Genomic DNA, 24,476 nt, shown 5'->3' with positions numbered 1-24,476 from the left:
ATGGCCTGGCCTGTTGTAGACGTCGATCAGCTTAATCAGCTGCAGGGCGAAACCAAAGAAATCGAACGGGTGATGTTGTTCATCGGTTCACTGAAAGCCACCGGTGGAGCGGCTACTGCAGCGATACTGACTGGTGGCGCACTGGCGACGGCAGACAAAGCCATTGCCAAATTTACCGCCGTTAGTGACGGTGCTTTGAAACTGACCATTGATGGTACCGAGAAAAGTATTACTGCTGTCGATTTATCTGCGGTTACAACACTGGCTCAGGTCGCTACGGCCTTACAGACAAAGCTCAGCACGCTGGCCACGGTTACATGGGATGATGCCAACAGCAAATTTCAGGTGACTACGCTGACCACCGGCGCGGCCGCAACCATTACCGTTACCAGTGCAGCATCATCGGGAACTGATCTGGGTCCTTTGCTGAAACTGACTTCTGCTGCCGGCGCGACAGTGGCTCAGGGAACGGACGGCGCATCCGTTCCCAATGCCAACAAGGTTATCCCGGTCAATACCCAAACTGACTTTGATCAGCTGTTGGGCAGTGGCGACAGCGTGCTGAAAACGGATCTTCAGGCAGCGATGCGCAACGCCGGCGATAACTGGTTTGGCTATGTGTGGATTTTGAATGAGTCCGATCCTTCGGTCACGTTTGCCAATGCGGCCGAAGCAGCGCAGGCGGTCTGTTCTGTTGAAGGTGTTCTGGTCAGTGACGATATCTCCAGTGAGGCAGATATTACGCTGGCCAGCGGTCTGATTGCTGACATCAATGCGAAATGGCAGCGCTGGGTTCACGTCTATCTTTCCGTTCAGGGTGTTCAGCCTACAGAGACCTGGGCTGACTATCTCTCCCGCGCCACTGCATACCAGCATGGCGTGGCAGAAAGTAGCGTAACGCTGATTCCCCGCCTGTTTGGTGCAGAGCCGGGTGTGTATGTCGGTCGTCTGTGTAATCGTTCAGTCACCATTGCTGACAGTCCGTCACGCGTCAAAACAGGTCCTGTGGTGGGGCTTAACAGCACCGGCAAGCTACCGGTGGATAAGGACGGTATCGCGCTGGAGCTTGCCACATTGCAGGCGCTGAACAAGGCGCGTTTCTCGGTACCGATGTGGTACCCGGATTATGATGGCTATTACTGGGCAGATGGCGTCACGCTTGATGTTGAGGGCGGCGATTTTCAGGCCATCGAGAACAAACGTGTTATCGATAAAGTCTGTCGTCGCGTTCGCCTGCTGGCCATCCCGAAAATCTCTGATCGTGCGCTGAACTCCACGCCGACCAGTATTGCAACGCATCAGCAGTATTTTGCGGGGCCTATGCGTGAGATGTCCAAAACGGTACGCATTCAGGGCGTGACGTTCCCGGGCGAATGCATGCCACCACAGGATGGTGATGTGCAAATCCTCTGGCGCAGCAAAACGCAGGTGGAGGTTTACATTGTTGTACGCACTTATGACTGCCCGAAAGGCATTAAGGCGTCAGTAATGCTGGATTTGAGCTTACAGGGAGGTAATGCCTGATGGGGAATCGTATTTCCGGTCAGTCCGTTGACTGCAACTTTGCCGGCGAACTGATCCACTTTGACAAAATTTCACTCGATATCACCGACAACACGGCTGCAGCGCAGACGCGCGGTGTGCCGGATGGTTCAGTCTCCGGTGACGTGGCTGCAGACGGTGAGGTGGAGTTTTCTTCCCGGGTGCTGAAAGACCAGCTCACACCGATGGCCGCGCGGGCCGGATCATGGCGAGCTATCCCTGAGTTTGACGCTATGTGGTACGCCAAAGCCGGTGATGAAGAACTGAAGGTGGAGGCGTTCGGCTGCAAACTGGTGGTGACTTCACTGCTTGATATCGATCCGAAAGGTGGCGCAACGCTGACGCACAAGGCGAAATTCTTCGTTACCTCGCCGGAGTTCATCAAAATCAACGGCGTGCCGTACCTGTCCAGTGACGATGTACGCAACCTGATTGGCTGAGGCTGAGGATGGACATGGATAAAGTCACCTCTTTCATCGCGTACTGGCTCAGTGTCATGCTGGCTGCGTTCGGCGGCATGACGCTGCAGGAATTTGCGACATGGTTTGGTGTATTCGGTGTGGCCGTCACGGCGTTCGTCAACTGGTACTACCGCCGTAAGACGTTTCTGCTACTGAGAGACAACGGGCTGAGGCCGGAGGTGGGCCGTGAAATCTCTCGTTAAAGCCTGCTCGGTGGCCGCAGTGCTGGCGCTGGCCGCACTGATGCCGGATTTTCACCTGTTGAAAACGTCCCCGGAAGGATTGGCATTAATCGCCAATCTGGAGGGGTGCCGGCTGCGGCCGTATCAGTGCAGTGCCGGTGTCTGGACATCCGGCATCGGGCATACCGCTGGCGTGGTACCGAAGCGTGATATCACCGAGCGGCAGGCAGCAGCGGATCTGGTGAGTGATGTGCTGACTGTCGAACGTCGCCTGGCAGTCTGTGTGCCAGTCAGCATGCCGCAGCCGGTTTATGACGCGCTGGTCAGTTTCTCGTTCAACGTGGGAACCGGTGCGGTCTGCCGGTCAACAATGGTCTCGTACCTGAAACGCCATCAATGGTATCAAGCCTGTGATCAACTGCCGCGCTGGGTATTCATTAACGGGGTACGCAGTGACGGACTGGATAATCGCCGGCAGCGGGAACGGATATATTGCATGAAGGGGGCACAATGAAAACGATCTTCTTGACCCTGACTCTGGGGTTTTGCGCCGGCTGGTTAGCCCGGGGCTGGTATCAGGATTCGGTTCAGTTGGCCATCAATCAGGCGGCCAAAGCCACCGGAGAACAGCTGCGTGATGACCTGGTGGCGGTGTCTGCCGATTCAGCCTGGCAACTGGAGCAAAAACTCGAGGGACTGAAAAATGCCACACCTGTGGAAATCCGCACCGAAATTGTTAAACCCGTGTTTACTAATGTCTGCGTCACTCCTGATTTTGTCAGGATGTACAACAACGCCGCCAGTGCGGCCGAACGTGCCCTATCAGGAAAACCTGCTGACACAGTGTCCCGAAAATCTGCCACGACTGCAGGGGACAACGGGTCATGATTTGGCTACTGCTTTATTGCGCTATCAGGACATCTACCCTGTTTGTGCAGCTCGGCATAATTCTCTTGTTAATGAAATTCTTTTGCGAAGGAAAGCGAAAAATGAGTAAAGAAAATAACGTGATCACCCTGGTTGTCAGCGGTACTGAGCTGAAGTTTGAACCAACGACGCCAGCCTACAACAAGTATATCAACGAGCTGATGCCGGATAACAAAGTGGCACCATCCCATAACTACCTGCGCCGCATTGTCACCACCGAGTGCAAAGAGGCTCTGGACAAGTTGCTGCAAAAGCCGGGAGTGCCCCTGCAACTGGCGGCGAAGGTGAACGAACAGTTCGTGCCTGAGCTGGAGATCGAAGTAAAAAACTGACGGCCCGGGTTCGGGCTATCGATGATAACGGGCTGGCGCAGTACCTGATATTGCGCCGCCACTGGTTGCCAGCGGACGGCGACGATCCTGACAGCATTGCTGCGGCCATCTGGCTGGATAACCGTCACTGGGAGAACATGCGCAAGGCCGTCGCAGGCGGTATCGCGCTGGCACTGAACGGTGACAAATGAGCGCACAACTCGATTTTACCCTCTCACTGATTGACAAAATCACCCGGCCGCTGAAACAGGCAGAGGCCGGGGTTAAGGGCTTTGCAGGCTCTTCCCGTCAGGCTTTTTCCAATATTGCAGTCGGTGGCGCAGGGTTGTTTGGTGTCGGGATGGGCATCAAGGCTGTACTCGAGCCGGCGCATGAGATGAATATGGCCCTCGGGGAAGTCCGAAGCCTCGGTACCGCCGAGAACGCGCTCAACTCGCTGCGTGACGCAGCGATGAACTTCTCTATTGAATACGGCGGCAGCGCCACCGACTTTGTTAAATCCTCTTACGATATCCAGTCGGCCATCTCTGGTCTTGCTGGTAACGACCTGGCTGCGTTCACCAATGCTTCAAACGTGCTGGCAAAAGCCACGAAAGCGGATGCCGGCACGATCACTTCCTATATGGGCACCATGTACGGCATTTTCAGTAAAGATGCCGCTGAAATGGGAAATGCCAAATGGGTGGAAGATATCGCCGGTAAAACGGCTATTGCGGTGAAGATGTTTAAAACGTCCGGTAACGAGATGGCTGGCGCGTTTACCGCACTCGGTGCGTCTGCGACATCTTCAGGTGCCGGGGTGTCTGAGCAGTTCGCCATTCTTGGCCAACTGCAGTCCACTATGTCGGGATCAGAAGCGGGCACCAAGTACAAAGCGTTTCTCGCCGGTGTTGGTGGTGCACAGAAAGCGCTGGGGCTGGCGTTTACTGATGCCAGCGGCAAGATGAAGAGTACCCCGGAAATTCTGGATCTTATTCGTGGTAAATACGGCAACCTCAGCAAGGTGACCGATTCCGATCTCATCAAGAAAGCATTCGGCTCTGATGAAGCAGTGGCCATGATTAAGTTGCTCATCAATAACACCGATACGCTGAAAGGAAATATTGACGCTATCGGCAATACCAAAGGTCTGGACTATGCCGTCAATATGGCCAAAAACATGGTTGACCCGTGGGAACGTCTGACGGCCTATATGGACGCGATCCGAATCGTCATAGGCAGCACGTTGTTACCGACCATTTATCCGCTGCTTAACGGTGTGGCCGACACCGGCAAACAGTTTATGCGCTGGCAGGAATTGTTTCCGCATATCACTAAATCTATCGGTCTGGTGGTTATGGCCATTCTTGGCGCTGCAGCGGCCGGTGCCACACTCAATATTATGCTGGGTGTCGGTAGGCTGATGATGATCGCCTTTCGTGCCGCCTGGATAGTTATCACGCTGCCGGTGAAACTTTTTACTGCAGCTCTCTGGCTCTGTCGTGGAGCCATGACGGTGTTTCAGGCAACTCTGGTATTCATCCGTGGCGCAATGCTTGCCTACAGCATCGCCACAGGTGCAGCCGGTATTGCGACAAACCTGCTGCTTTGGCCGGTTCTGGCTGTGATTGCTGCCATTGTGGCGCTGGGCGTTGGGGCCTATTTGCTGGTTACGCACTGGGACAGCGTTACTGCTGCGTTTTCCGCTGGCTGGCAGTCTATTGCGGAAGGCTGGCAGGGTATCTGTGATTATTTTTCGGCGGTTTCACCGATGGCGGCCATTCAGGGCGTCGTATCTGGCATCGGTGAGCTGTTCTCCGGGTTATGGGACAGCGTGAAAGTGATGTTCAGCAATACCTGGTCATGGATTATCGACAAACTCAACATGATCCCGGGTATCAGTATCGATGCCGGCAGCGCATTACCGGCAGCGCCGGCTGTTGGCCCGGATTTACTGACTGGTGGTACCACTCAAGGCGTAGGGCGCAATGGTGTTCTCGCCTCAGGCGCGATCAGTGGCGGTCAGACCACCATTGATCAGCGCAGAACGTATGGCAGCACGACTATACAGGTGCAACAGATGCCGACTCCAGGCCAGATGCGGGAATGGCAGGAGACACAGGGATGAGTGAGCCGCTTTACGTCGATCTGTTGATTACTGGCGGGGATATTGTTCTGAACGGGGGTAATGAACCGATGCTGTGTAATAACCGTTACAGCATTGGGCAGGATCTGGTTCACGCCATAATGGAAAGCGGTCTTGCCACCGCGCTGATTGCCGAGCGCAGCCCGACGCTGCGTAGTGATATTTTCACCCAGATGATTTTGCTTGTTGAAGACGATGAGCGCATCGTTCCGGGGACTGCAGTAGTCACAGAGGAAAGCGCCACACGGTTGTTTATCACTGCAGATACCTACGATTTCGGACCACTTTCACAGGGAATTGATTATGGAAATGCCGAAGCCTGATTTTCAGAAAGTCCTGCAGGATGCGGGAATGCCGGTCACTGAAGATGCTGTTCGTGCCGAGTTTAACCGGATTGTCACGGCAGAGGGCATGATAACAAACACCTCGCGCATGTCGCCGTTCTGGCGTCTGATTACTGCACTTATCACGACACCGGTGATGTGGATCATTAGTGCACTGATTAACGTTGTTATGCGCAATATGTTTGTTGCGACCGCCAGCGGTCAATTATTGCGTCTTCTGGCCTGGGGTCTGAATATCACCCCAAAACCTGCCAGTGCGGCCCTGGGCGTTATTCGCTTTACCAAAGCCTCAGCAGCACAGGTGGTTACCGTACCGGCAGGCACGATAGTTCAGACCGAGCGTATTAACGGCACTCTCTATCAGCTGTCAGTGACAGTCGATACAGCCATCCCTGCAGGTACCGTATCGGCTCTGATCCCGGTGCAGGCAACCGGAGCCGGAGCCGCCTGGAATCTTGCTCCCGGGTATTATCGTATTCTGCCAGTAGCTGTTACGGGTATTGCCAGTGTAGCAAATGAAGACGACTGGCTGACGACACCTGGTGGGGATGATGAGTCCGATGATGAACTGCGGGAACGCTGCCGCAACCAGTTCAATCTGGTGGGCAATTACCATACCGATGCGGTTTATCGTTCGATGATTGCTGGCGTAGCTGGTCTTTCTGTGGATCGCATCTTTTTCAAACACGATGCCCCACGTGGTGCTGGAACAGCGAACGCCTATCTTTTGTTGGATAGTGGGCAGGCTTCACAACCGTTTCTGACAGCCGTTAACGATTTTATTACCACTCAAGGCCACCATGGTCACGGTGATGATTTGCAGTGTATGGCCATGCCGGAAACCCAGCATGATCTAACCGCGACAGTGTATGTTGTGAATCTGACTAATCTGACAAGTGATGAACAGGCAACACTGAAAACAGGAGTAATAAACCTTATTCGCTGCGCGTTCCGGGAAAATACAGACTATGACGTCGTTAAGACCTGGCCTTACAGTCGTTTTTCCTTTTCGCAGCTGGGACGCGAGCTGCATGAACAGTTTCAGTATGTCGATTCGGTGGTGTTTTCTCTCACAGATATTAGCAGTGATCTCGCCGTTCCTCGTCTGAAAACTCTGACAGTGAGTCTTGCCAATGCCTGATTTCTCGCAGCTGAAGCTGCCTTTCTGGATGAACAAAGGTGAACTGGCTAAATTGCTGGCCGCCTGCAAAAAATTCTGGTCACAGCTATATGACTGGCTGATATGGCCTGCAAAGCAGTTTGATCCGCTGATATGCCCACTTGCGATCCTGAATTTGCTGGCGTGGGAACGCGATATCACCCGGTTTAACGGTGAACCACTGGATTTGTATCGTAAACGTGTGGCGTTCGCATGGGTGAATGCCCGAGACGCGGGAAGTGTTGAGGGGTTCATTGCCATTTTTCATCGTCTCGGCATCGGGTATGTCGAGCTGCTCGAGCGCCAGACGGGTAAAGACTGGGATGTGATCACCATCCGTGTCAGCGACGGGCAGATAGCGTCTAACGGTGAGTTGCTGCGGGAAATTATCCGGCAGTACGGACGTACCTGCAGGCGTTATGACTACGAGGTGATCACCATCAATACGCTAGATATTCGGGCGGGTTGGTACACCGGCGATTATGTGGTTTATACCGCCTCAAAATAATGTAATTCAGGGAAGAAATTATGTCACAGACAGTCATTACTACAGCGTTTGAACAGCTTAAGGCCCAGCAGGCAGCATCTGGTGCTGCCGTAGTGCTGGATAGTTTTATTTTTGCCAATGTGCCGAATCTCGACATCACCTCACCGATTGATCCGGCTGAGGCCATCCCGCCAGCGGCGCAGATTGTGCATCGTGCCGATGTTACGCTGACCGGGGTGGTGAACGAAAACGCCGTGGTGTATTCCGTTACCCTCGGGACTGCCGTGGGTGATTTCGATTTTAACTGGGTAGGTCTGGTCAACAAGGCATCAAACACCCTGGCTATGATTGTGCATGCGCCGGTGCAACACAAAGTGGCTAACGCCTCCGGTGTGCAGGGTAACGTCCTGACTCGCTCGTTCCTGATGGAATATGTCGGAGCTAAGAAAGAAACGCAAATAACCACACCGGCTGCAACATGGCAGATTGATTTCACGGCGCGTCTTGCCGGGATGGATGAGCGGGTACGACTGGAGAACGTAGACATATACGGCCAGGGGGCTTTTCTGGGGGATGGTTTTCTGGTCAAACGTAGCGGAAATAATTACAGCGTCACTGCCGGTGTTGGTTATGTTGCTGGCTTACGTGTCTCTATTACTGCGGATCAGGCTCTGACTGTCACAACTAAACCGACGAAAGTTTGGGTAGACGCTTGTTTTACTGGCACGTTGACCAGTGTCTGGCAGGTACGAACATCAGCGACAGTCGCAGATACCCTGAGTGATTATGTAAAAAATGACGTCTCGCATTACGTTTTTGCTGTAGCAGAAATTAATGCTGATGGAACAGTTACGGATTTGCGTCCAAAAGGTTCATTGTCACAACAGCAGGCCAGCGATGATTATCTTCGTAAAGAGAATAACTTAGCAGATATATCTGATAAGTCTCAGGTAAGAAAAAATATCTCTTTGGATCGTTTTGTTCAGACTGGTGGCAATCCCAATATGCGTCTGATTCTTGATGACACATCCTGGTATGTCTATGACAACGTTATGAAGAAAAATATCGCGCTGGCGCTGAACATGGGCGGCACGGGTGCCACGGATGCACCAGGAGCCAGAACTAATCTTGGCCTGGGAAATTCTGCGACTAAAAACACAGGAACAACGGCAGGAACGGTGGCGGCCGGAGATGATTCACGTATCAACGGCGCATTGCAGAAAACAGGGGGGGATGTTACAGGAATTCTGCGTCGAAAGGGCTTATATCCCAACATATTGCTTACTGATGACTCTCTCGACGATAACACCGTGGGGAAAACAGTTGGTATCGAACAAAATAAGGGTAATTTTTACGTATATTTCCGACGTGGTGATGGTTCATCAAATGCTGATCAGATTCACATAGTATTTCCTTCAGTCGGCGGAACAATAATCACGACAGGGAATCTGCCAACTCCAGGTGATATCAACGCTTATACAAAAGCCGAATGTGACGCGAAATATCAGCGCCAGACCCGACTCGGGCAAGAGTCAAGATATGGCAGCAATGAGAGTTATATAGCGGTTCCTACAGGATGTGTAATGACAGGTCTCGATGTCGGTGGCGGCTCATCATCAGAGACATATATTGGATATCGACCGTTACAGGTGAATATCAATGGCTCATGGGCGACAATAAATCAACTATAAGGCACAAAATGAAACTGAAACATTATAAAAATTTCACCAGCTATCAACCTGATGGTGACCGGTTTTTGGAGCTGGTTGGTCATTTTTATCCAGAGCAGGAAACTCAGAACGATATTGACAACCGGATATTTGGAGGGATTCAGTTTTTACAATCGGCAGACGGCGAGGACTGGTATCTGACGCAAAATGAATTCAGTACCGATACAGTAAAAATACAATACAACGCTATGGGGATTGTTACTGCCATTACAACAGATATCTCTGGATTATGGCCGTTTGATTGTTCTGTCGTAGAATTTTCGGCGAGTTCCATTCCTGAGAACGCTCAGGCTGACGGTAAATGGCAATATAGTAACGGTGTCATTTCTCTTGGCGTCGAATCTGCATAAGATTTTGTTATAGCAAAAGGATGAACGCTATATGTGGACAAAATCAACGATTAAGCTACCAGCAGTATTGGAGCAATTATCATGCTCTGTCATCCCTGTTCATGCCTGGATCCCCGAACTTGGTCAGCACAATAGTACCGGGGGTTACCTTAGCCCTCTTAATGCCATTCAGTATCTGGGAAAAAAATTGCTCGAAAGCGGAGCTGGTACCCATAACATCGTCATGATGGTGTGTGAAAACACCCATGATGAGCTGCTTTCATCACTTGATTCGGTGTCGTCTGTTCTGCCAATGCCGGAACTTAAACAGGTGCGCCGGCTGGCTCAGTCATTTGGCGAACTTGAACAGGTGAAAATGCAACTGCCAGATGTGACAGCCGCGCTTCCTGCGTCAGTAACGGTGGCAACGGATACAACGCGAGCAGCATTAAATGCGCTGCGTACTCAGGCAGCACAGGCTGAAGCAGCAGCCAGTGCTGGTATCAGCGATATAGCCTCCATGCTAACCAGTTTTGCCAGTGAAAGAGCCAGTGCGCTGGCCAGCATCAGTCAGGGATTAATGGACTTACAGAAAAAATCAGCGCCAGCCTGGTTTTTCAATATGAAAGGACCAGTGATGACGACAGCAGTTGAGCTGGTAAAAAATATTCCCCATCCGGACGCAGTACATACTGCAGCTATTCTGTTCACAGGAAGTGATCTCAGCGCACTGGAGGCAATGATTGGCTAACTCATACTCTAATATCATTCTCGCGCTCGATGGCGAGGCCATCATCATGAAGAATCTGCGCATCACGCTCGGTATGCAGTATCAGGACAAAGACCAGAGCGGCCAGACGTCCAGCACCACACATGCAGAGCAGGGGATTAAGGCCAAAGAACTGCAGGTAAGCGGTCTGATCCCTTTTGCGGAAGATAAGACGCTTACTCGACTTGCCACGATAGCCAGCACAACAACGGGTGGGGGGGCGATGAAAACATGGCGTGTGGCTAACCTGACGGCCAATGTTGTGGGCATTCGTCAGGTGGTCTTTGCCGGCAAGCTTGAGGCGGCAGAGCAGGACGGGAAAATGGCGTGGGCTGTTCAGTTTACGTTACGTGAAAAACACAGCGTACCTGAGAAACGCCAGGCACGTAATGACGTGCGTAATGGCTCTGCAGCAGCAAAACAAACCGGATCAGGTGGAGCATCTGGTAATTCAAAGGAATCAGAACAGCAGCTGACATGGCTTGAAGGGCATGTGCTAAAACCTATCAATGATGCGCTCGGAAAGGTGGTGGACTGATGCGACCCATTAAACGTCTGTATCTCTCAGGAGAAGAAATCCCCCTGGTGGACAGCAACCTTGTCCTGGAACTGTCATCCGGCGGGCGTGGTTTCATCACGGCCGTCACGGCAGAGGATTACACCGGCAAACTGGTGCGCCTCGATATCGGTTATCCCGAAATGATGTACCGCTGGTTTACTGGTTATGTGGAACGGTCGCAACCAGCTGAGAACGGCAGCGTAAAGCTGTTTGTGCGGGAGCTTGTCGGAACGCTGGACAGACAGGTTCCCTGTTCATTTCAGCATCCCACACTGCGTATTATCACTGACTGGCTGGGCAGTCACTCCGGGCTGACGTTCACGCTCCCCACTGGGGCCGGGTATACCGACAAACCTATAGCTCATTTCACGCATGCAGGTACCGGCTGGCAATTACTGGCCAGCCTTGGCCGCGCATTCAGTATTCCTGATTATGTCTGGTATCAGTTACCGGACGGCAATATGTTCACTGGCAGTTATGCTCACAGTCTGCTGGCCGGAAAGCCGGTAGTAATTCCCGCGGAGTTTAACCAGGCTACCGCAGCCGGTGACAGTACGACAATCCCCATGGTACCGACATTACGTCCCGGGGCGATGGTGAACGGTCAGCGTATCACCATGGTCAGGCTGATGAACGATGATATGTTGCTGACCTGGACACCGCTCGATGCCGGCGGCAAGCCCGTCAGTAAGCCGCTTATACAACGCCAGATGGAGAAGGCTTTCCCAGAGCTGGCAGGCGGTCTGCATGTACCACGTCGTGCAGTGGTTATCGCACACAGTGAACCCGTAAGCAGCGGTAATATTGCCAACGAGTTCCGACCGCGCTATGCCGTTGATCTGCAGCTGCAGGACGCAGACGGTAATCCGGTACCAGATACACCGGTGTATAAAGCGGTACCCGTTCCGGTACCGATGGCCGGTCACGACAGTGGCCAGTTTCAGTTCCCGCCAGTTGGTACCGTGGTTGAAGTGGCATTTATGGACGGGCGACCAGATAAACCCTTTATTCGGCAGACCCTGCCAGACGGTACGAGTCTGCCGGATGTCAAGCCCGGCGAGCAGCTGCAGCAGCAGCGCGAAGGTGTGTCCAGCCGTGTGACAGTGGAAGGGCACATGCAGCGTACGACAGACCAGACTATTGCTGAAACCTCTATGCACCGTGAGGTGAAAGCTGATACCGAACAGCGAACAATTACGCAGCGCGATACCACCATCCATGCGGCAGATACGACTAAGGTTATGGGGCCGGCTAAGTTGCTGGCCGGTGCCATTCAGCAGGCCAGCACCGGTGATTATGCGATTGGTACCCAGGCCAATTACGTGGCGCACGTGGGGCAAAACGCTACAACCGAAATTGGTGGTAACCAGTCAGTGAAGGTGACCGGGAATATCAATACGGAAGCCGCTGCACTGACAGAGAAGATTGCAGGTCTGCGCAAATCGGTAGCCGCTGCAGGTCAACAGGTCATGGGGCCGACCGTTCATATCGGGAGTGAGAACGTTAACGCCCTGCAGATGCTACTTGAGACAATTGACCTGGTGAAAGAACTGGCCACCGCATGCGCCTCGCACACTCATCCATCTACTGGCACGCCAACCAACGCAACGTCATTCACCGGCACGGCCACGAAAGCCGGGGACACACGAACAAAGTATCAGGGAATCATCGCCTGACTTGTCACCCTTAGCCCGCTGAACGCGGGCTTTTTTACGCCTGTACGCCACGCAGAACAGCGCTCATCCACCTGTACCCATTGACCCACCTGCATACACCACAACGTCACAGCGAGGCGCTGACGAAATCTGGCGGCGATTTACGGCGGAAGCGGAAACGTCACGGAAACCGCGCTACACCGCACCCGCCTGCGCTTTTCGTGTTGAGAATTTTTTGCAATTGGGATTTTGTGCAATTCACCCCGTCAGACCGCGCCAGCACTGAGGGCATGGCGAAAAACAACAATTGCACGCTGTGCAAATGATTTCAGTGAATTTCAGTTGGCAGACCATATCGTAGGGAACCTCGAAATGGTTAACGTCAGATGCAGCGCGGGTTCATCACGGATTACGTGACTTTTTACGTAATGCCGATTTCGGAACAGAGCCAACAAAAAATACAGCGAGGCTAGCAATGGCGCGGGGTTACGGTCAGGTGTGTAACTGAAATCATCTTCACTGCCAGTGACGGGATACAGTTATTAGCGGGCGATACAATACTTAAACATTTATACCAACATTAACACCAACAAATCAGCACAAAAAACGACCATGGTGATGATTTTCAAAAGTCACGGGGGAGCGTCGGAAAAACCACACAAACCACACAACTCTTAAAAAGTATAGTTATCTATATGATATATATAATAAATATTGATTCTTATAAACCACACAAAAGCCACACAAAAGCCACACAATGTGTGGGTTTCGGAACCACACAACTGTGATTTTTAATGTTCTGATATATATGAATATTATTTTCTGTGTGGGTTTTTGTGTGGGTCTGTGAGGGTATAAACCACACAAATATTTCAGCGATTATTCAATTGGTTAGATGTGTTTTGGATAGGGTTGTGTGGTTGTGTGGTTTTTCCGACGCGCGATCCAGAATGGGGGAAGGGGATAGATCCGAGTATTAACATTTCATCTTTATGCGGTAGATTACGATAGTTTGCGATTAGGTGGTTTTATCTGAACAATCGGAAGGGGGGGAGTGGTCATGATTGCTGATGATTTTGAATGCATAAAACTGCCCCGTATATATGGGGCAGTTTGGTAAGATATAAAGAGCTTTTCTTATAAAACGATCAGTTTATTCTATTGTTTGATACTTTTAACATCACTAAGTTGCACAGATATGTTTGACTTTTTTTCTACTTCACTACTAGATAATGTGTTTTTCTTCATGAAAACACGTTCAACGCATACGTAATTTAAAAAGCTTATTAACCCAAGTAAACATGCAGATAGTACAAGGCTGACATAGTATGATTTTCCGGGTATTATAATGCCACAAACCAAATTAAGAATAGGAGCGTGTAAAATGTATATACTATAACTGCCTTTTCCAGCATACGAAAGAGTTTTTGATTTAAGTATACCAAATATAGAATTATTAAAGATTACAATCAAAAAGAAAGCAAATATTGCGACAGCTACCGATAAGTTGTAAGCATTATCATGTTTTTTGAAAATGATTATCAATAACGCTATAACGGCTAACGCGGTTATTCTTTTCGGTAAAATTATATTTAGAAGTGCTGAATTGATTCTGGTAATTAATGCGGCAAGAAGTCCGAACAAGAAGCAAGAATAAACAACAACGTCATGTTTATCAATCTGATTGATTTTATGAAGCAGAGTGATTAAGACGAATGAGCCGATTAAAAACGAAATGGCAGTTTTTTTTCCGTGAATGAAATAAGACATAAATGGGAGTAGGAAATAGAATTTCCACTCAATGGCCAATGTCCAGAAAACTCCGGCATTAAGAACCCAACCTGGTATTGAATTATTAATGTTTGGTAGCGAGATAAAACCAAATGACAGCCATCCTATTAATAATTTTAAAAAGGGCAGTGAGGATTCTTTTTTTGTAAGGAGTAGTGCTACAATAAAAAGTAAAACAAATCCAGATAAAGCTGCGGGGACAAGGCGTCTTATTCTTGATTCATAGAATTTTTTAATGTTGAAATTATTGTCGGCATTTAATAGCTTACCGAAAAAAAGAAAGCCAGTAATCATAAAGAATATCATTACAGATGCTTGTCCGAAATATGTATAAATATTTCTTATTGACTGCGATTCGTAACTAAAAGCACCATTTGGTCCATATTGACCTGTGTAGTAAAAATTATATATCATTATCGAGTGATGAATGAAAACAAGTGTAGCTGCTATTCCTCTGATAGAGTCGAGATAAATATATTTCCCTAACCCATCATTATTCATTGCTGACGATATTTTAGGTATTTTCCCCAATATAAAATATACTAAGTAAGAAACTCCGATAGAAAGGACTATGCTTGTAATGCTGAGGTTTACAGTTGTCATCATGTAATATCATTTATTGAAAATGGCAGCGATTATACCATTGGTTATTCGTTTTTCTATGGTTCTCGAAGCAAGAACATGCAAAATTTAATTTGAAAAAGTATAGTTGATAGTTGTTTTTTTAATCGCTGGGATGTTTTTCTATAAGTAAGATGCAAACATGTAGGGAAGATGTTTCAGTAAAAGAAAAGTCCCTATCTAAAGGGACTTAGTAGTTAATGTGGTCAACATATGGACGCTGTCTGAAATAAATCCTTTTATTTCATTGTGTTACCCTCTAGAAAAAGTCACCAATAACTGACATTGCGGTGTTTCTCCAGGTGTGGCCCATCCGGGGCCAGTGTTAGTGCACAGTTATTAACTGTGTCGAGTCTGTTTTGGCTGCTATCCATAAGTATAGATGGCTGACAAAGCAGGCTATTAAAAAGGCCCCACTTACGTGGAGCCTTTATTGTACGCTTTTTAAAGTACGATTTCAGTCAAAACCAATTACATAGTCTGAGTGAAGGTACGAGTAATAACGTCCTGCTGCTGTTCTTTAGTCAGGGAGTTAAAACGTACTGCGTAGCCAGAAACGCGGATGGTCAGCTGCGGATATTTTTCCGGATGTTCCATCGCATCCAACAGCATTTCACGGTTCATGACGTTCACGTTCAGGTGCTGACCACCTTCGATGGACGCTTCGTGGTGGAAGTAACCATCCATCAGACCTGCCAGGTTGGTCTTACGAACTTCGTCGTCTTTACCCAGAGCGTTCGGAACGATAGAGAAGGTGTAAGAGATACCATCTTTAGCGTAAGCAAACGGCAGTTTAGCAACGGAGGTCAGAGAGGCAACAGCACCTTTCTGGTCACGGCCGTGCATCGGGTTAGCACCCGGTCCGAACGGCGCGCCAGCACGACGACCATCTGGGGTGTTACCAGTTTTCTTACCATAAACCACGTTAGAGGTGATGGTCAGAACAGACTGAGTCGGGATAGCGTTACGATAAGTAGTCAGTTTCTGAATTTTCTTCATGAAACGTTCTACCAGGTCAACCGCCATGTCATCAACGCGAGAGTCGTTGTTACCAAACTGCGGGTATTCGCCTTCGATTTCGAAGTCGATAGCCAGACCGTCTTCGTCACGAATCGGTTTAACTTTCGCATATTTGATTGCAGACAGGGAGTCAGCAGCAACGGACAGACCAGCGATACCACACGCCATGGTGCGGATAACGTCACGGTCGTGCAGCGCCATCAGAGAGGCTTCGTAGCTGTACTTGTCGTGCATGTAGTGGATAACGTTCAGTGCAGTGACGTACTGTTTAGCCAGCCAATCCATGAAGTGATCCATGCGGTCCATAACTTCGTCGAAGTTCAGAACGTCGCCTTTGATCGGTTCAGATTTAGGACCAACCTGCATTTTCAGTTTTTCATCAACGCCACCGTTGATTGCGTACAGCATGGTTTTCGCCAGGTTTGCACGCGCACCGAAGAACTGCATTTGTTTACCAACAACCATCGGGCTTACGCAGCAAGCGATAGCGTAGTCGTCGTTGTTGAAGTCCGGACGCATCAGGTCATCGTTCTCGTACTGCAGAGAAGAGGTGTCGATGGACACTTTAGCGGCGAATTTCTTGAAGTTCAGAGGCAGTTTTTCAGACCACAGAACAGTGATGTTCGGCTCCGGAGAAGGACCCATAGTGTACAGGGTGTTCAGGAAGCGGAAGCTGTTTTTGGTAACCAGAGTACGGCCATCAACGCCCATACCACCGATTGATTCAGTTGCCCAAATCGGGTCACCGGAGAACAGTTCATCATATTCAGGAGTACGCAGGAAGCGAACCATACGCAGTTTCATGACCAGGTGGTCGATCATTTCCTGTGCGTCTTGCTCGGTGATTTTGCCTGCTTTCAGGTCACGTTCGATGTAAGCATCCAGGAAGGTGGATACGCGACCGAAGGACATTGCTGCACCGTTCTGAGATTTAACTGCGGCCAGGTAGCCGAAGTAAGTCCACTGGATAGCTTCCTGAGCGTTGGTAGCCGGACCAGAGATATCGCAGCCATATTTAGCAGCCATTTCTTTGATCTGACCCAGAGCGCGGTGCTGTTCAGCGATTTCTTCACGCAGACGGATAGTTGCTTCCAGGTTTACGCCGTTTTCCAGATCGGACTGCAGAGAGACGAACTGAGCGTATTTGTCTTTCATCAGGTAGTCGATACCGTACAGCGCAACGCGACGGTAGTCACCGATGATACGGCCACGGCCATAAGCATCTGGCAGACCAGTCAGAACACCGGATTTACGGCAGTTCAGAATGTCTTTGGTGTAAACATCGAATACGCCCTGGTTGTGGGTTTTGCGGTATTCGGTGAAGATTTTTTTCAGCATCGGGTCCAGTTCGCGATTGTACGCTTTGCAGGAACCTTCAACCATTTTGATGCCGCCAAACGGAATGATCGCACGTTTCAGCGGAGCTTCAGTCTGCAGACCAACAATCTTCTCGAGCGCTTTGTTGATGTAGCCAGCGTCGTGAGAAGTGATGGTAGAAGCAACGGAGGTGTCAAAGTCAACAGGCGCGTGAGTGCGGTTTTCCTGTTTAACGCCTTCCATCACGCTGTCCCACAGTGCAGTGGTCGCATCAGTTGCGCCAGCCAGGAAGGACTCGTCACCCTCATATGGAGTGTAGTTTTTCTGAATGAAGTCACGTACGTTTACTTCATTCTGCCAGTCACCTTTGGTAAAACCTTCCCAGGCTGTGGCTAACTTTTCATTAAGCTCGGACATGTAACACCTACCTTCTTAAGTGGATTTTTTATTTACTGCGTGTAATGGGCATCATCAGATTAATGATGATCGTTACCACGCAGATAAATGACCCAGTATGTCAACCCGACCAACAAACCGCCGCCGATAATGTTACCGATCGTAACCGGAATCAGGTTATCGGTGATGAAATTCATCACGGTCAGGTGAGAAAAATTCTCCGGAGAAGACCCAACTGCGGTCCAGAATTCCGGGGTGGCGAAATCGCGTATTACAATACCCATAGGGATCATAAACATGTTTGCGATACTGTGCTCAAAACCGCTGGCAACAAACATTGCGACCGGTAATACCATGATAAACGCTTTGTCCATCAGGCTGCGGCCAGAGTAGCTCATCCATACCGCCAGGCACACCATCAGGTTAGCCAGGATGCCAAGGCTTACTGCCTCAACAAAAGTATGGTGCACTTTGTGGTCGGCTGTTTGTAGGACGTTGAGCCCCCACGCGCCGTTGGCGGTCATGTATTCGCCGGAAAGCCACATCAATAGCACGAAGAGCAAGCAACCCACCAGGTTACCGACATAAACGTTAAGCCAGTTTTTCGCTAACTGACCCCAGGTAATACGACCACTGGCTTTAGCAACGACGATCAGTACGGTTGAAGTGAAGAGGTCTGCACCGCAGACAACACAAAGAATCAGCCCCAGGGAAAAGCAGATACCACCTACTAATTTCGCCATGCCGAAAGGCATAGTACCAGTGCCGGTTGTGGCGGTAATATAGAAAACAAAGGCAATTGAAATGAATACACCGGCAGTAATTGCCAGATAGAACGTCTTAAGCGGATGTTTCGTTGCTTTATAGACGCCTGCTTCTTCGGCAACTTTGGCCATTGCAGCAGGTAGAATAAGATCAAAAGGGTTGTCAGCTTTCACACTAACTCTCTCTTTATTAAGTCGGCGACGAGATACTAACAAAGCATTATAGATGAGAATTTGATATAGATCATATCTCGCCTGGCTTATAGGCCCGTAAGACGCATGGTTTTTATGCGATTACGGTGTAACATGTTGATTATCCATATAAAAATAAATTTTAAAAATTATAAAGTGAGTTGAATTTTTTCTTTCAGCCTCCTATGGGACGGTTAATTAAAATGGAGTAATTGAGATAAAAAACCACATTAATAAGCTAATTTTTTTAATATCAACTACTAATATTTAACCTTGTTTTTACATTTATTTTTTGGTTTGACCAAAATAAAAAACGGGGCGCTTTAAGCGCCCCGTAATATAGCTCAGACAATACATTTAGCCTACTCGAGGCAAGTTGTTTGTCACTATTTTGACCAGTGTGCCGCTTTCGCGCGTTGCAATTTCTCATAGGCTTTCAGCAGAGACTGATGTGCCGGGAATGCCTGCAGATCGCTGTCTACTGGCTGAAGTCCATAAAACGGAGCTTCACCACTCAGTGCCGCACTTGCCGCTTCAACCGCCTCAGCGCCGTACATGCGGACAAATGCGTTCAGATATTGCAGCGGCTGACGGTCCTCTTCCTGAGACAGCAGCAACAATGTTTGCAGGCAGCGATAGTAGTTTGCACGTTCCGCGCTAAAGACGGAGGCGTTAAATTCCATCGTCCATTCTGTCCACACCAGCGCCTGCTCCAGATCGCCACCGGCCAGCGCCAGCATCACTTTAAGCTCGCCAATACGCAGGGTGTACCAACCGTTATCCGCACCGGTCGCCAGACCGAGTAGCTCGCGCACGCGGGTGAAGTCGTCAAAACCTTCTTCATCCAGTTGTTCGATCAGATTGAGGTAGTCTTCTTTATCCCATTCGCTGCCCGGCAGAGAGAGAATGGTGTCACGCAGATGGGCGCCCATAGCGTTGTTGGCTAACCACAGATCTTCTGCCGGATAGATGTCAGACATTCCCGGCACAATAATGCGGCACGCGTAAACGCTCAGGTGCTCATAGTCAGCGATATACACTTCTTTATCTTCAGCATTGAAGATGGCCATCAGGGTGGCGAACTCTTCTTCCGTGGTGCCAGAGAAATTCCAGTCAACGAACGGATAGTCGGCATCCTGCTTGAACAGATCCCATGAGATCAAACCGCTGGAATCGATGAAGTGAGTTTCAAGGTTGGTATGTTCTGCCACTTCCTCATCGTCAAAGGTCGGTGGGGTGAAGACATCAAGATCTTTCAGACCACGACCCTGCAGCAGTTCAGTGACGGTACGCTCCAGCGCCACGCCGAAATCCGGGTGTGCGCCGAAGGAAGCGAAGCAGGTACCGTTGGTCGGGTTGAACAGGACAACACAAATCACCGGATACTTACCGCCCAGCGAGCCATCATAGGCAAAAATTGGGAAACCTTCAGCTTCCAGTGTGGCGATGGACTCCACCACTGCCGGATAGCGCGCCATCACCTCGGCCGGGATTTCCGGCAGGCTGATGCTTTCGGCGATAATACGGTTCTTCACATGACGCTCAAAGACTTCAGACAGGCCCTGAACGCGCGCTTCGTTAGGCGTGTTACCCGCGGACATGCCGTTAGAAACATACAGGTTGCCGATAATATTCATCGGAATATAGACAATCTGGTTATCCGACTGACGGGTAAACGGCAGGCCGCAGACGCCACGTTCTTCATTACCAGACTGCAGATCGATAAGCATGCTGCCAGTCAGTTCGTTATCTGGATCGTAAAATGCTCGCAGACGTGCATCCAGTAAACCTTCTGGTACATCGTCTTCTTCTGTCAGCGGGAACCATTTTTCGTTCGGATAATGCACGAACGGGCCATTGGCGATAGTTTCGCCCAACCAGAAATCCGCAAAGAAATAGTTAGTCGACAGACGCTCAAAGTATTCGCCCAGCGCGGAAGCCAACGCCGCTTTTTTCGTCGCGCCTTTACCGTTGGTGAAGCACAGCGCGCATTCTTTGTCGCGAATATGTACAGACCAGACGTTAGGGACGGGATTCAACCACGAGGCTTCTTCAATTTGAAAACCGAGGTCGAGCAATTTTTGCTGGAAGCGAGCGATGGAATCTTCCAGAGCGGCATCTTTGCCGGGGATAAATGTTTGCGTCATGAAAATCACTTTTGTCGTACGGAAAGCGCGCAATGATACGGGTTTTCAATGAACGGCGCTATCGCCGCCGGAGCTCAGGCGTAAATAAAAGCATTGGCTATGCTTTCTTACAGCCAACTACGTTTAGAGCATATTAATGAAAGCTTTCGATTTGCACCGTATGGCGCTTGATAAGGTGCCCATGGATTTTCTGGGGGAAGTTGCGTTACGCAGCCTCTACACCTTTATATTGGTTTTTCTGTTTTTAAAAATCACCGGACGTCGCGGCGTACGCCAGATGTCGCTTTTTGAAGTGCTGATCATCCTTACGCTGGGTTCTGCAGCGGGAGACGTGGCATTCTATGACGATGTCCCGATGCTGCCGGTGCTGGTGGTTTTTATTACTCTTGCTGTGCTGTATCGGTTGGTAATGTGGCTGATGGCGCATAGTGAAAAAATGGAGGACCTGCTGGAGGGCAAACCCGTCGTGATCATTGAAGATGGCGAGCTGGCATGGTCAAAGCTCAATAGTGCCAATATGACGGAATTTGAATTCTTTATGGAACTGCGTTTGAACGGCGTGGAGCAATTGGGACAGGTGAAACTGGCTATTCTGGAGACGAATGGACAAATCAGTGTCTACTTCTTTGCCGATGAAGACGTAAAGCCGGGGCTCAGTATTTTACCTAAGCACTGTACGCAACGATTTAAAGTAATGCCTGAAGCAGGGGACTATGCCTGTATACGTTGTAGCGAAGTGGTGCAAATGAACGCAGGAGATCATCAATTATGTCCACGCTGTGCAAATCCAGAATGGTCGAAGGCCAGTCGGGAAAAACGGGTTACCTGACAGCAAAAATCTCGGTTTTTACCCGTCAATCCGATAGATTCTGTTGTGTGACCAATGACACATTTTTACCCTGGTCAGTTTTACCCATTGCGGCGCGTGTCACTGAATGATAAAACCGATATCCACAGGAATAACTTATACCAATGTCTGTCACCGGATTATCGTCAATGACAGGATGTTGATTGGACAACAACACAACGTGGTGAGGGGAAATGGCTCAGGTCTTTAATTTTAGTTCAGGTCCGGCAATGCTACCGGCAGAAGTACTTAAACTGGCTCAACAGGATCTTCGCGACTGGAACGGTCTTGGCACGTCGGTGATGGAAATTAGCCACCGTGGCAAAGAATTCATCCAGGTCGCCGAGGAAGCGGAGCAGGATTTTCGCGATCTTCTTAGCATCTCCTCCAACTATAAAGTGTTGTTCTGCCATGGCGGTGGTCGTGGGCAGTTCGCGGGTATCCCGTTAAATATTCTGGGTGATAAAACCACCGCGGATTACGTCGATGCCGGTTATTGGGCCGCCAGTGCAATTAAAGAAGCGAAAAAATACTGCACGCCAAACGTTATTGATGCCAAAGTCACCGTGGACGGCCTGCGTGCTGTTAAGCCGATGAGTGAATGGCAGCTTTCTGATAACGCGGCGTACCTGCACTATTGTCCGAACGAAACTATCGATGGCATTGCGATCGATGAAACACCGAATTTTGCCAGCAACGTTGTGGTCACGGCTGATCTGTCCTCTACCATTCTTTCCGCACCGCTTGACGTTAGCCGTTATGGCGTAATTTATGCCGGAGCACAGAAAAACATCGGCCCGGCGGGCCTGACGATTGTCATCGTCCGTGAAGATTTGCTGGGTAAAGCTCATGTATCATGCCCGTCAATCCTCGACTATACCGTGCTGAATGACAACGACTCCATGTTCAATACGCCGCCAACCTTTGCCTGGTATCTGTCTGGCCTGGTCTTTAAATGGCTGAAAAAGCAGGGCGGTGTTAATGCAATGGATAAAATTAACCAGCAAAAAGCGGAACTGCTGTACGGCGTAATTGATAACAGCGATTTCTACCGTAACGATGTGGCGAAATCCAACCGTTCACGCATGAACGTACCGTTCCAGCTGGCTGACAGCGCACTGGATAAACTGTTCCTGGAAGAGTCTTTTGCTGCGGGCCTGCATGCGCTGAAAGGGCATCGTGTGGTCGGCGGTATGCGTGCGTCCATCTACAATGCAATGCCGCTTGAAGGTGTAAAAGCACTGACCGATTTCATGGTCGATTTTGAACGCCGTCGTGGCTAATCTGCTGTACTTTTCATCCCCACAGCCTGTCTGTGGGGTTTTTATGTCTGTTTTTGAGAGTCGAGTTTCATGGAATCCCTGACGTTACAACCCATTGCGCGGGTGGATGGCACAATCAATCTGCCTGGATCCAAAAGTGTTTCTAACCGCGCTTTGCTGCTGGCCGCATTAGCCAATGGCACCACTGTCCTGACCAACCTGCTGGACAGCGATGATGTTCGCCATATGCTCAATGCTCTGAATGTGTTAGGGATTAGCTATACCCTTTCTGCTGATCGTACCCGCTGCGAGATTATTGGCAATGGTGGTGCATTACATGCGCAAGGCTCAGTGGAACTGTTCCTTGGTAATGCCGGAACCGCAATGCGCCCGCTGGCCGCAGCGCTATGTCTGGGCAGCAATGACATCGTGCTGACGGGCGAACCGCGCATGAAAGAGCGCCCGATAGGCCATCTGGTTGATGCGCTGCGCCAGGGCGGAGCCAAAATTGACTATCTGGAGCAGGAAAACTATCCACCTTTACGTCTGCGCGGTGGCTTTACCGGAGGCCAGGTTGAGGTAGACGGTAGCGTTTCCAGCCAGTTCCTCACTGCGCTGCTGATGACTGCGCCGCTTGCGCCGCAGGATACGACGATTGCAATTAAAGGTGACCTGGTATCCAAACCTTACATTGATATCACACTGAACCTGATGAAAACGTTTGGTGTTGAAATTGAAAATCAAAACTACCAGCGCTTTGTCGTGAAGGGGCAGCAGCAGTACCAGTCACCGGGTGCATACCTGGTTGAAGGCGATGCTTCTTCCGCTTCCTATTTCCTCGCGGCGGGTGCCATTAAAGGCGGTACGGTAAAAGTTACCGGGATTGGTCGTAACAGCATGCAGGGTGATATTCGTTTTGCCGATGTACTGGAAAAAATGGGTGCTACCATTACATGGGGCAACGATTTTATTGCCTGTACTCGCGGCGAGTTGAACGCAGTGGATATGGATATGAACCATATTCCTGATGCGGCGATGACCATTGCAACGGCGGCGCTGTTTGCGAAAGGCACCACGACATTACGTAATATCTACAACTGGCGCGTCAAAGAGACCGATCGTCTGTTCGCGATGGCGACGGAGTTACGCAAAGTGGGCGCGGAAGTGGAAGAGGGGCATGACTTTATCCGCATCACCCCGCCTGCAACATTGCAATTTGCGGACATCGCGACCTACAACGATCACCGCATGGCGATGTGTTTCTCGCTGGTGGCGCTGTCTGACACGCCTGTGACCATTCTTGATCCAAAGTGTACCGCCAAAACTTTCCCGGATTATTTCGAACAGCTGGCGCGTATTAGTACATCTGCCTGATTTCATTGCCGCACTTTCGGGTGCGGCACATTCTGACATCTCCGATTGCCTATTTATTCTACACTCAGCTTCAATGATTCTGCATTTTTCACACAAAGATAACGATCGTTGGCGTTGGCGCGTATAATGCGCGGCGTTCACGTT

General features: G+C 49.9%; 24 protein-coding genes. 20 read left to right on the top strand and 4 right to left on the bottom strand.

The features are described 5' to 3' along the window. From GFB57_RS19525 to GFB57_RS19445, 17 genes are read left to right on the top strand one after another with little or no spacing between them, the layout of a single operon-like run. Entirely contained in the window at nt 1-1,524 is a 1,524-nt protein-coding gene (locus GFB57_RS19525; protein ID WP_290366884.1) for a DUF2586 family protein, read from the top strand. After that, the gene (locus GFB57_RS19520; RefSeq protein WP_048231771.1) at nt 1,524-1,982 is read left to right on the top strand and encodes a phage protein; all 459 of its coding nucleotides are present in this window, start codon (nt 1,524-1,526) and stop codon (nt 1,980-1,982) included. The genes GFB57_RS19525 and GFB57_RS19520 overlap by 1 nt, the downstream gene beginning before the upstream one ends. 14 nt (nt 1,983-1,996) lie before the next feature. Next, a complete protein-coding gene (locus tag GFB57_RS19515; RefSeq protein WP_290366883.1) occupies nt 1,997-2,206 on the top strand; it encodes an HP1 family phage holin in 210 nt (69 codons plus the stop codon). Then, nucleotides 2,190-2,699 (top strand): lysozyme, encoded by a 510-nt coding sequence (locus GFB57_RS19510; protein WP_290366882.1) that lies wholly within the window; start codon nt 2,190-2,192, stop codon nt 2,697-2,699. Before GFB57_RS19515 ends, GFB57_RS19510 begins: the two co-directional genes overlap by 17 nt. Next, nucleotides 2,696-3,073, top strand: a complete 378-nt coding sequence (locus tag GFB57_RS19505) for a hypothetical protein (protein WP_290366881.1) — start codon at nt 2,696-2,698, stop codon at nt 3,071-3,073. Before GFB57_RS19510 ends, GFB57_RS19505 begins: the two co-directional genes overlap by 4 nt. Then, nucleotides 3,000-3,182, top strand: coding sequence for a hypothetical protein (locus GFB57_RS19500; protein WP_290366880.1), 183 nt, complete (start codon nt 3,000-3,002; stop codon nt 3,180-3,182). Before GFB57_RS19505 ends, GFB57_RS19500 begins: the two co-directional genes overlap by 74 nt. Beyond that, nucleotides 3,175-3,444, top strand: coding sequence for a putative phage tail assembly chaperone (locus GFB57_RS19495; protein WP_290366879.1), 270 nt, complete (start codon nt 3,175-3,177; stop codon nt 3,442-3,444). The genes GFB57_RS19500 and GFB57_RS19495 overlap by 8 nt, the downstream gene beginning before the upstream one ends. A gap of 50 nt (nt 3,445-3,494) precedes the next feature. Further along, nucleotides 3,495-3,635 (top strand): hypothetical protein, encoded by a 141-nt coding sequence (locus tag GFB57_RS19490; protein ID WP_171847541.1) that lies wholly within the window; start codon nt 3,495-3,497, stop codon nt 3,633-3,635. Continuing rightward, nucleotides 3,632-5,551, top strand: coding sequence for a phage tail tape measure protein (locus tag GFB57_RS19485; protein WP_290366878.1), 1,920 nt, complete (start codon nt 3,632-3,634; stop codon nt 5,549-5,551). The genes GFB57_RS19490 and GFB57_RS19485 overlap by 4 nt, the downstream gene beginning before the upstream one ends. Next, the gene (locus GFB57_RS19480; protein ID WP_048231761.1) at nt 5,548-5,892 is read left to right on the top strand and encodes a DUF2590 family protein; all 345 of its coding nucleotides are present in this window, start codon (nt 5,548-5,550) and stop codon (nt 5,890-5,892) included. The genes GFB57_RS19485 and GFB57_RS19480 overlap by 4 nt, the downstream gene beginning before the upstream one ends. Then, nucleotides 5,870-7,054 carry a baseplate J/gp47 family protein gene (locus GFB57_RS19475; RefSeq protein ID WP_290366977.1) on the top strand — a complete coding sequence of 395 codons (1,185 nt, stop codon included), beginning with the start codon at nt 5,870-5,872 and terminating at the stop codon, nt 7,052-7,054. Before GFB57_RS19480 ends, GFB57_RS19475 begins: the two co-directional genes overlap by 23 nt. Beyond that, nucleotides 7,047-7,580 (top strand): phage tail protein, encoded by a 534-nt coding sequence (locus GFB57_RS19470; protein ID WP_048231759.1) that lies wholly within the window; start codon nt 7,047-7,049, stop codon nt 7,578-7,580. Before GFB57_RS19475 ends, GFB57_RS19470 begins: the two co-directional genes overlap by 8 nt. Nucleotides 7,581-7,600: 20 nt before the next feature. Beyond that, entirely contained in the window at nt 7,601-9,250 is a 1,650-nt protein-coding gene (locus GFB57_RS19465) for a phage tail protein (RefSeq protein WP_290366877.1), read from the top strand. Between the two features lie 8 nt (nt 9,251-9,258). Further along, nucleotides 9,259-9,639 (top strand): tail fiber assembly protein, encoded by a 381-nt coding sequence (locus GFB57_RS19460; RefSeq protein WP_290366876.1) that lies wholly within the window; start codon nt 9,259-9,261, stop codon nt 9,637-9,639. Between the two features lie 31 nt (nt 9,640-9,670). Next, the gene (locus GFB57_RS19455) at nt 9,671-10,369 is read left to right on the top strand and encodes a hypothetical protein (protein WP_290366875.1); all 699 of its coding nucleotides are present in this window, start codon (nt 9,671-9,673) and stop codon (nt 10,367-10,369) included. A 46-nt stretch (nt 10,370-10,415) separates the two neighbouring features. Further along, the gene (locus GFB57_RS19450) at nt 10,416-10,925 is read left to right on the top strand and encodes a hypothetical protein (RefSeq protein WP_290366976.1); all 510 of its coding nucleotides are present in this window, start codon (nt 10,416-10,418) and stop codon (nt 10,923-10,925) included. After that, nucleotides 10,925-12,622 carry a hypothetical protein gene (locus GFB57_RS19445; protein ID WP_290366874.1) on the top strand — a complete coding sequence of 566 codons (1,698 nt, stop codon included), beginning with the start codon at nt 10,925-10,927 and terminating at the stop codon, nt 12,620-12,622. Before GFB57_RS19450 ends, GFB57_RS19445 begins: the two co-directional genes overlap by 1 nt. Before the next feature lie 1,137 nt (nt 12,623-13,759). On the opposite strand, the gene GFB57_RS19440 is transcribed toward GFB57_RS19445, so the two are convergent. From GFB57_RS19440 to ycaO, 4 genes are all read right to left on the bottom strand, one after another. After that, nucleotides 13,760-14,998: an acyltransferase gene (locus GFB57_RS19440; RefSeq protein ID WP_153983835.1), complete on the bottom strand. Its 1,239-nt coding sequence runs from the start codon at nt 14,996-14,998 to the stop codon at nt 13,760-13,762. Between the two features lie 486 nt (nt 14,999-15,484). Then, on the bottom strand, nt 15,485-17,767 hold the full coding sequence (gene pflB / locus GFB57_RS19435; RefSeq protein WP_003035753.1) for a formate C-acetyltransferase: 2,283 nt from the start codon (nt 17,765-17,767) through the stop codon (nt 15,485-15,487). A 59-nt stretch (nt 17,768-17,826) separates the two neighbouring features. Then, nucleotides 17,827-18,684 carry a formate transporter FocA gene (gene focA, locus GFB57_RS19430; RefSeq protein ID WP_003035756.1) on the bottom strand — a complete coding sequence of 286 codons (858 nt, stop codon included), beginning with the start codon at nt 18,682-18,684 and terminating at the stop codon, nt 17,827-17,829. 404 nt (nt 18,685-19,088) lie between these two features. Next, nucleotides 19,089-20,849, bottom strand: coding sequence for a 30S ribosomal protein S12 methylthiotransferase accessory factor YcaO (gene ycaO, locus GFB57_RS19425; protein ID WP_003035758.1), 1,761 nt, complete (start codon nt 20,847-20,849; stop codon nt 19,089-19,091). A 136-nt stretch (nt 20,850-20,985) separates the two neighbouring features. Between ycaO and GFB57_RS19420 the strand changes: the two genes are divergently transcribed. From GFB57_RS19420 to aroA, 3 genes are all read left to right on the top strand, one after another. Then, nucleotides 20,986-21,678, top strand: a complete 693-nt coding sequence (locus tag GFB57_RS19420; RefSeq protein WP_003035760.1) for a DUF421 domain-containing protein — start codon at nt 20,986-20,988, stop codon at nt 21,676-21,678. A 212-nt stretch (nt 21,679-21,890) separates the two neighbouring features. Further along, the gene (serC, locus tag GFB57_RS19415) at nt 21,891-22,979 is read left to right on the top strand and encodes a 3-phosphoserine/phosphohydroxythreonine transaminase (RefSeq protein WP_003035766.1); all 1,089 of its coding nucleotides are present in this window, start codon (nt 21,891-21,893) and stop codon (nt 22,977-22,979) included. Between the two features lie 69 nt (nt 22,980-23,048). Continuing rightward, a complete protein-coding gene (aroA, locus tag GFB57_RS19410) occupies nt 23,049-24,332 on the top strand; it encodes a 3-phosphoshikimate 1-carboxyvinyltransferase (RefSeq protein ID WP_003035768.1) in 1,284 nt (427 codons plus the stop codon). Nucleotides 24,333-24,476: the final 144 nt, after the last annotated feature.

It is taken from the genome of Citrobacter sp. S39 (genome assembly GCF_009495675.1).
Taxonomy (GTDB): Bacteria; Pseudomonadota; Gammaproteobacteria; order Enterobacterales; family Enterobacteriaceae; genus Citrobacter; species Citrobacter freundii.
The sequence above is the reverse complement of the archived record's forward strand: the minus strand, read 5'-3'. Positions and strand labels throughout refer to the sequence as shown.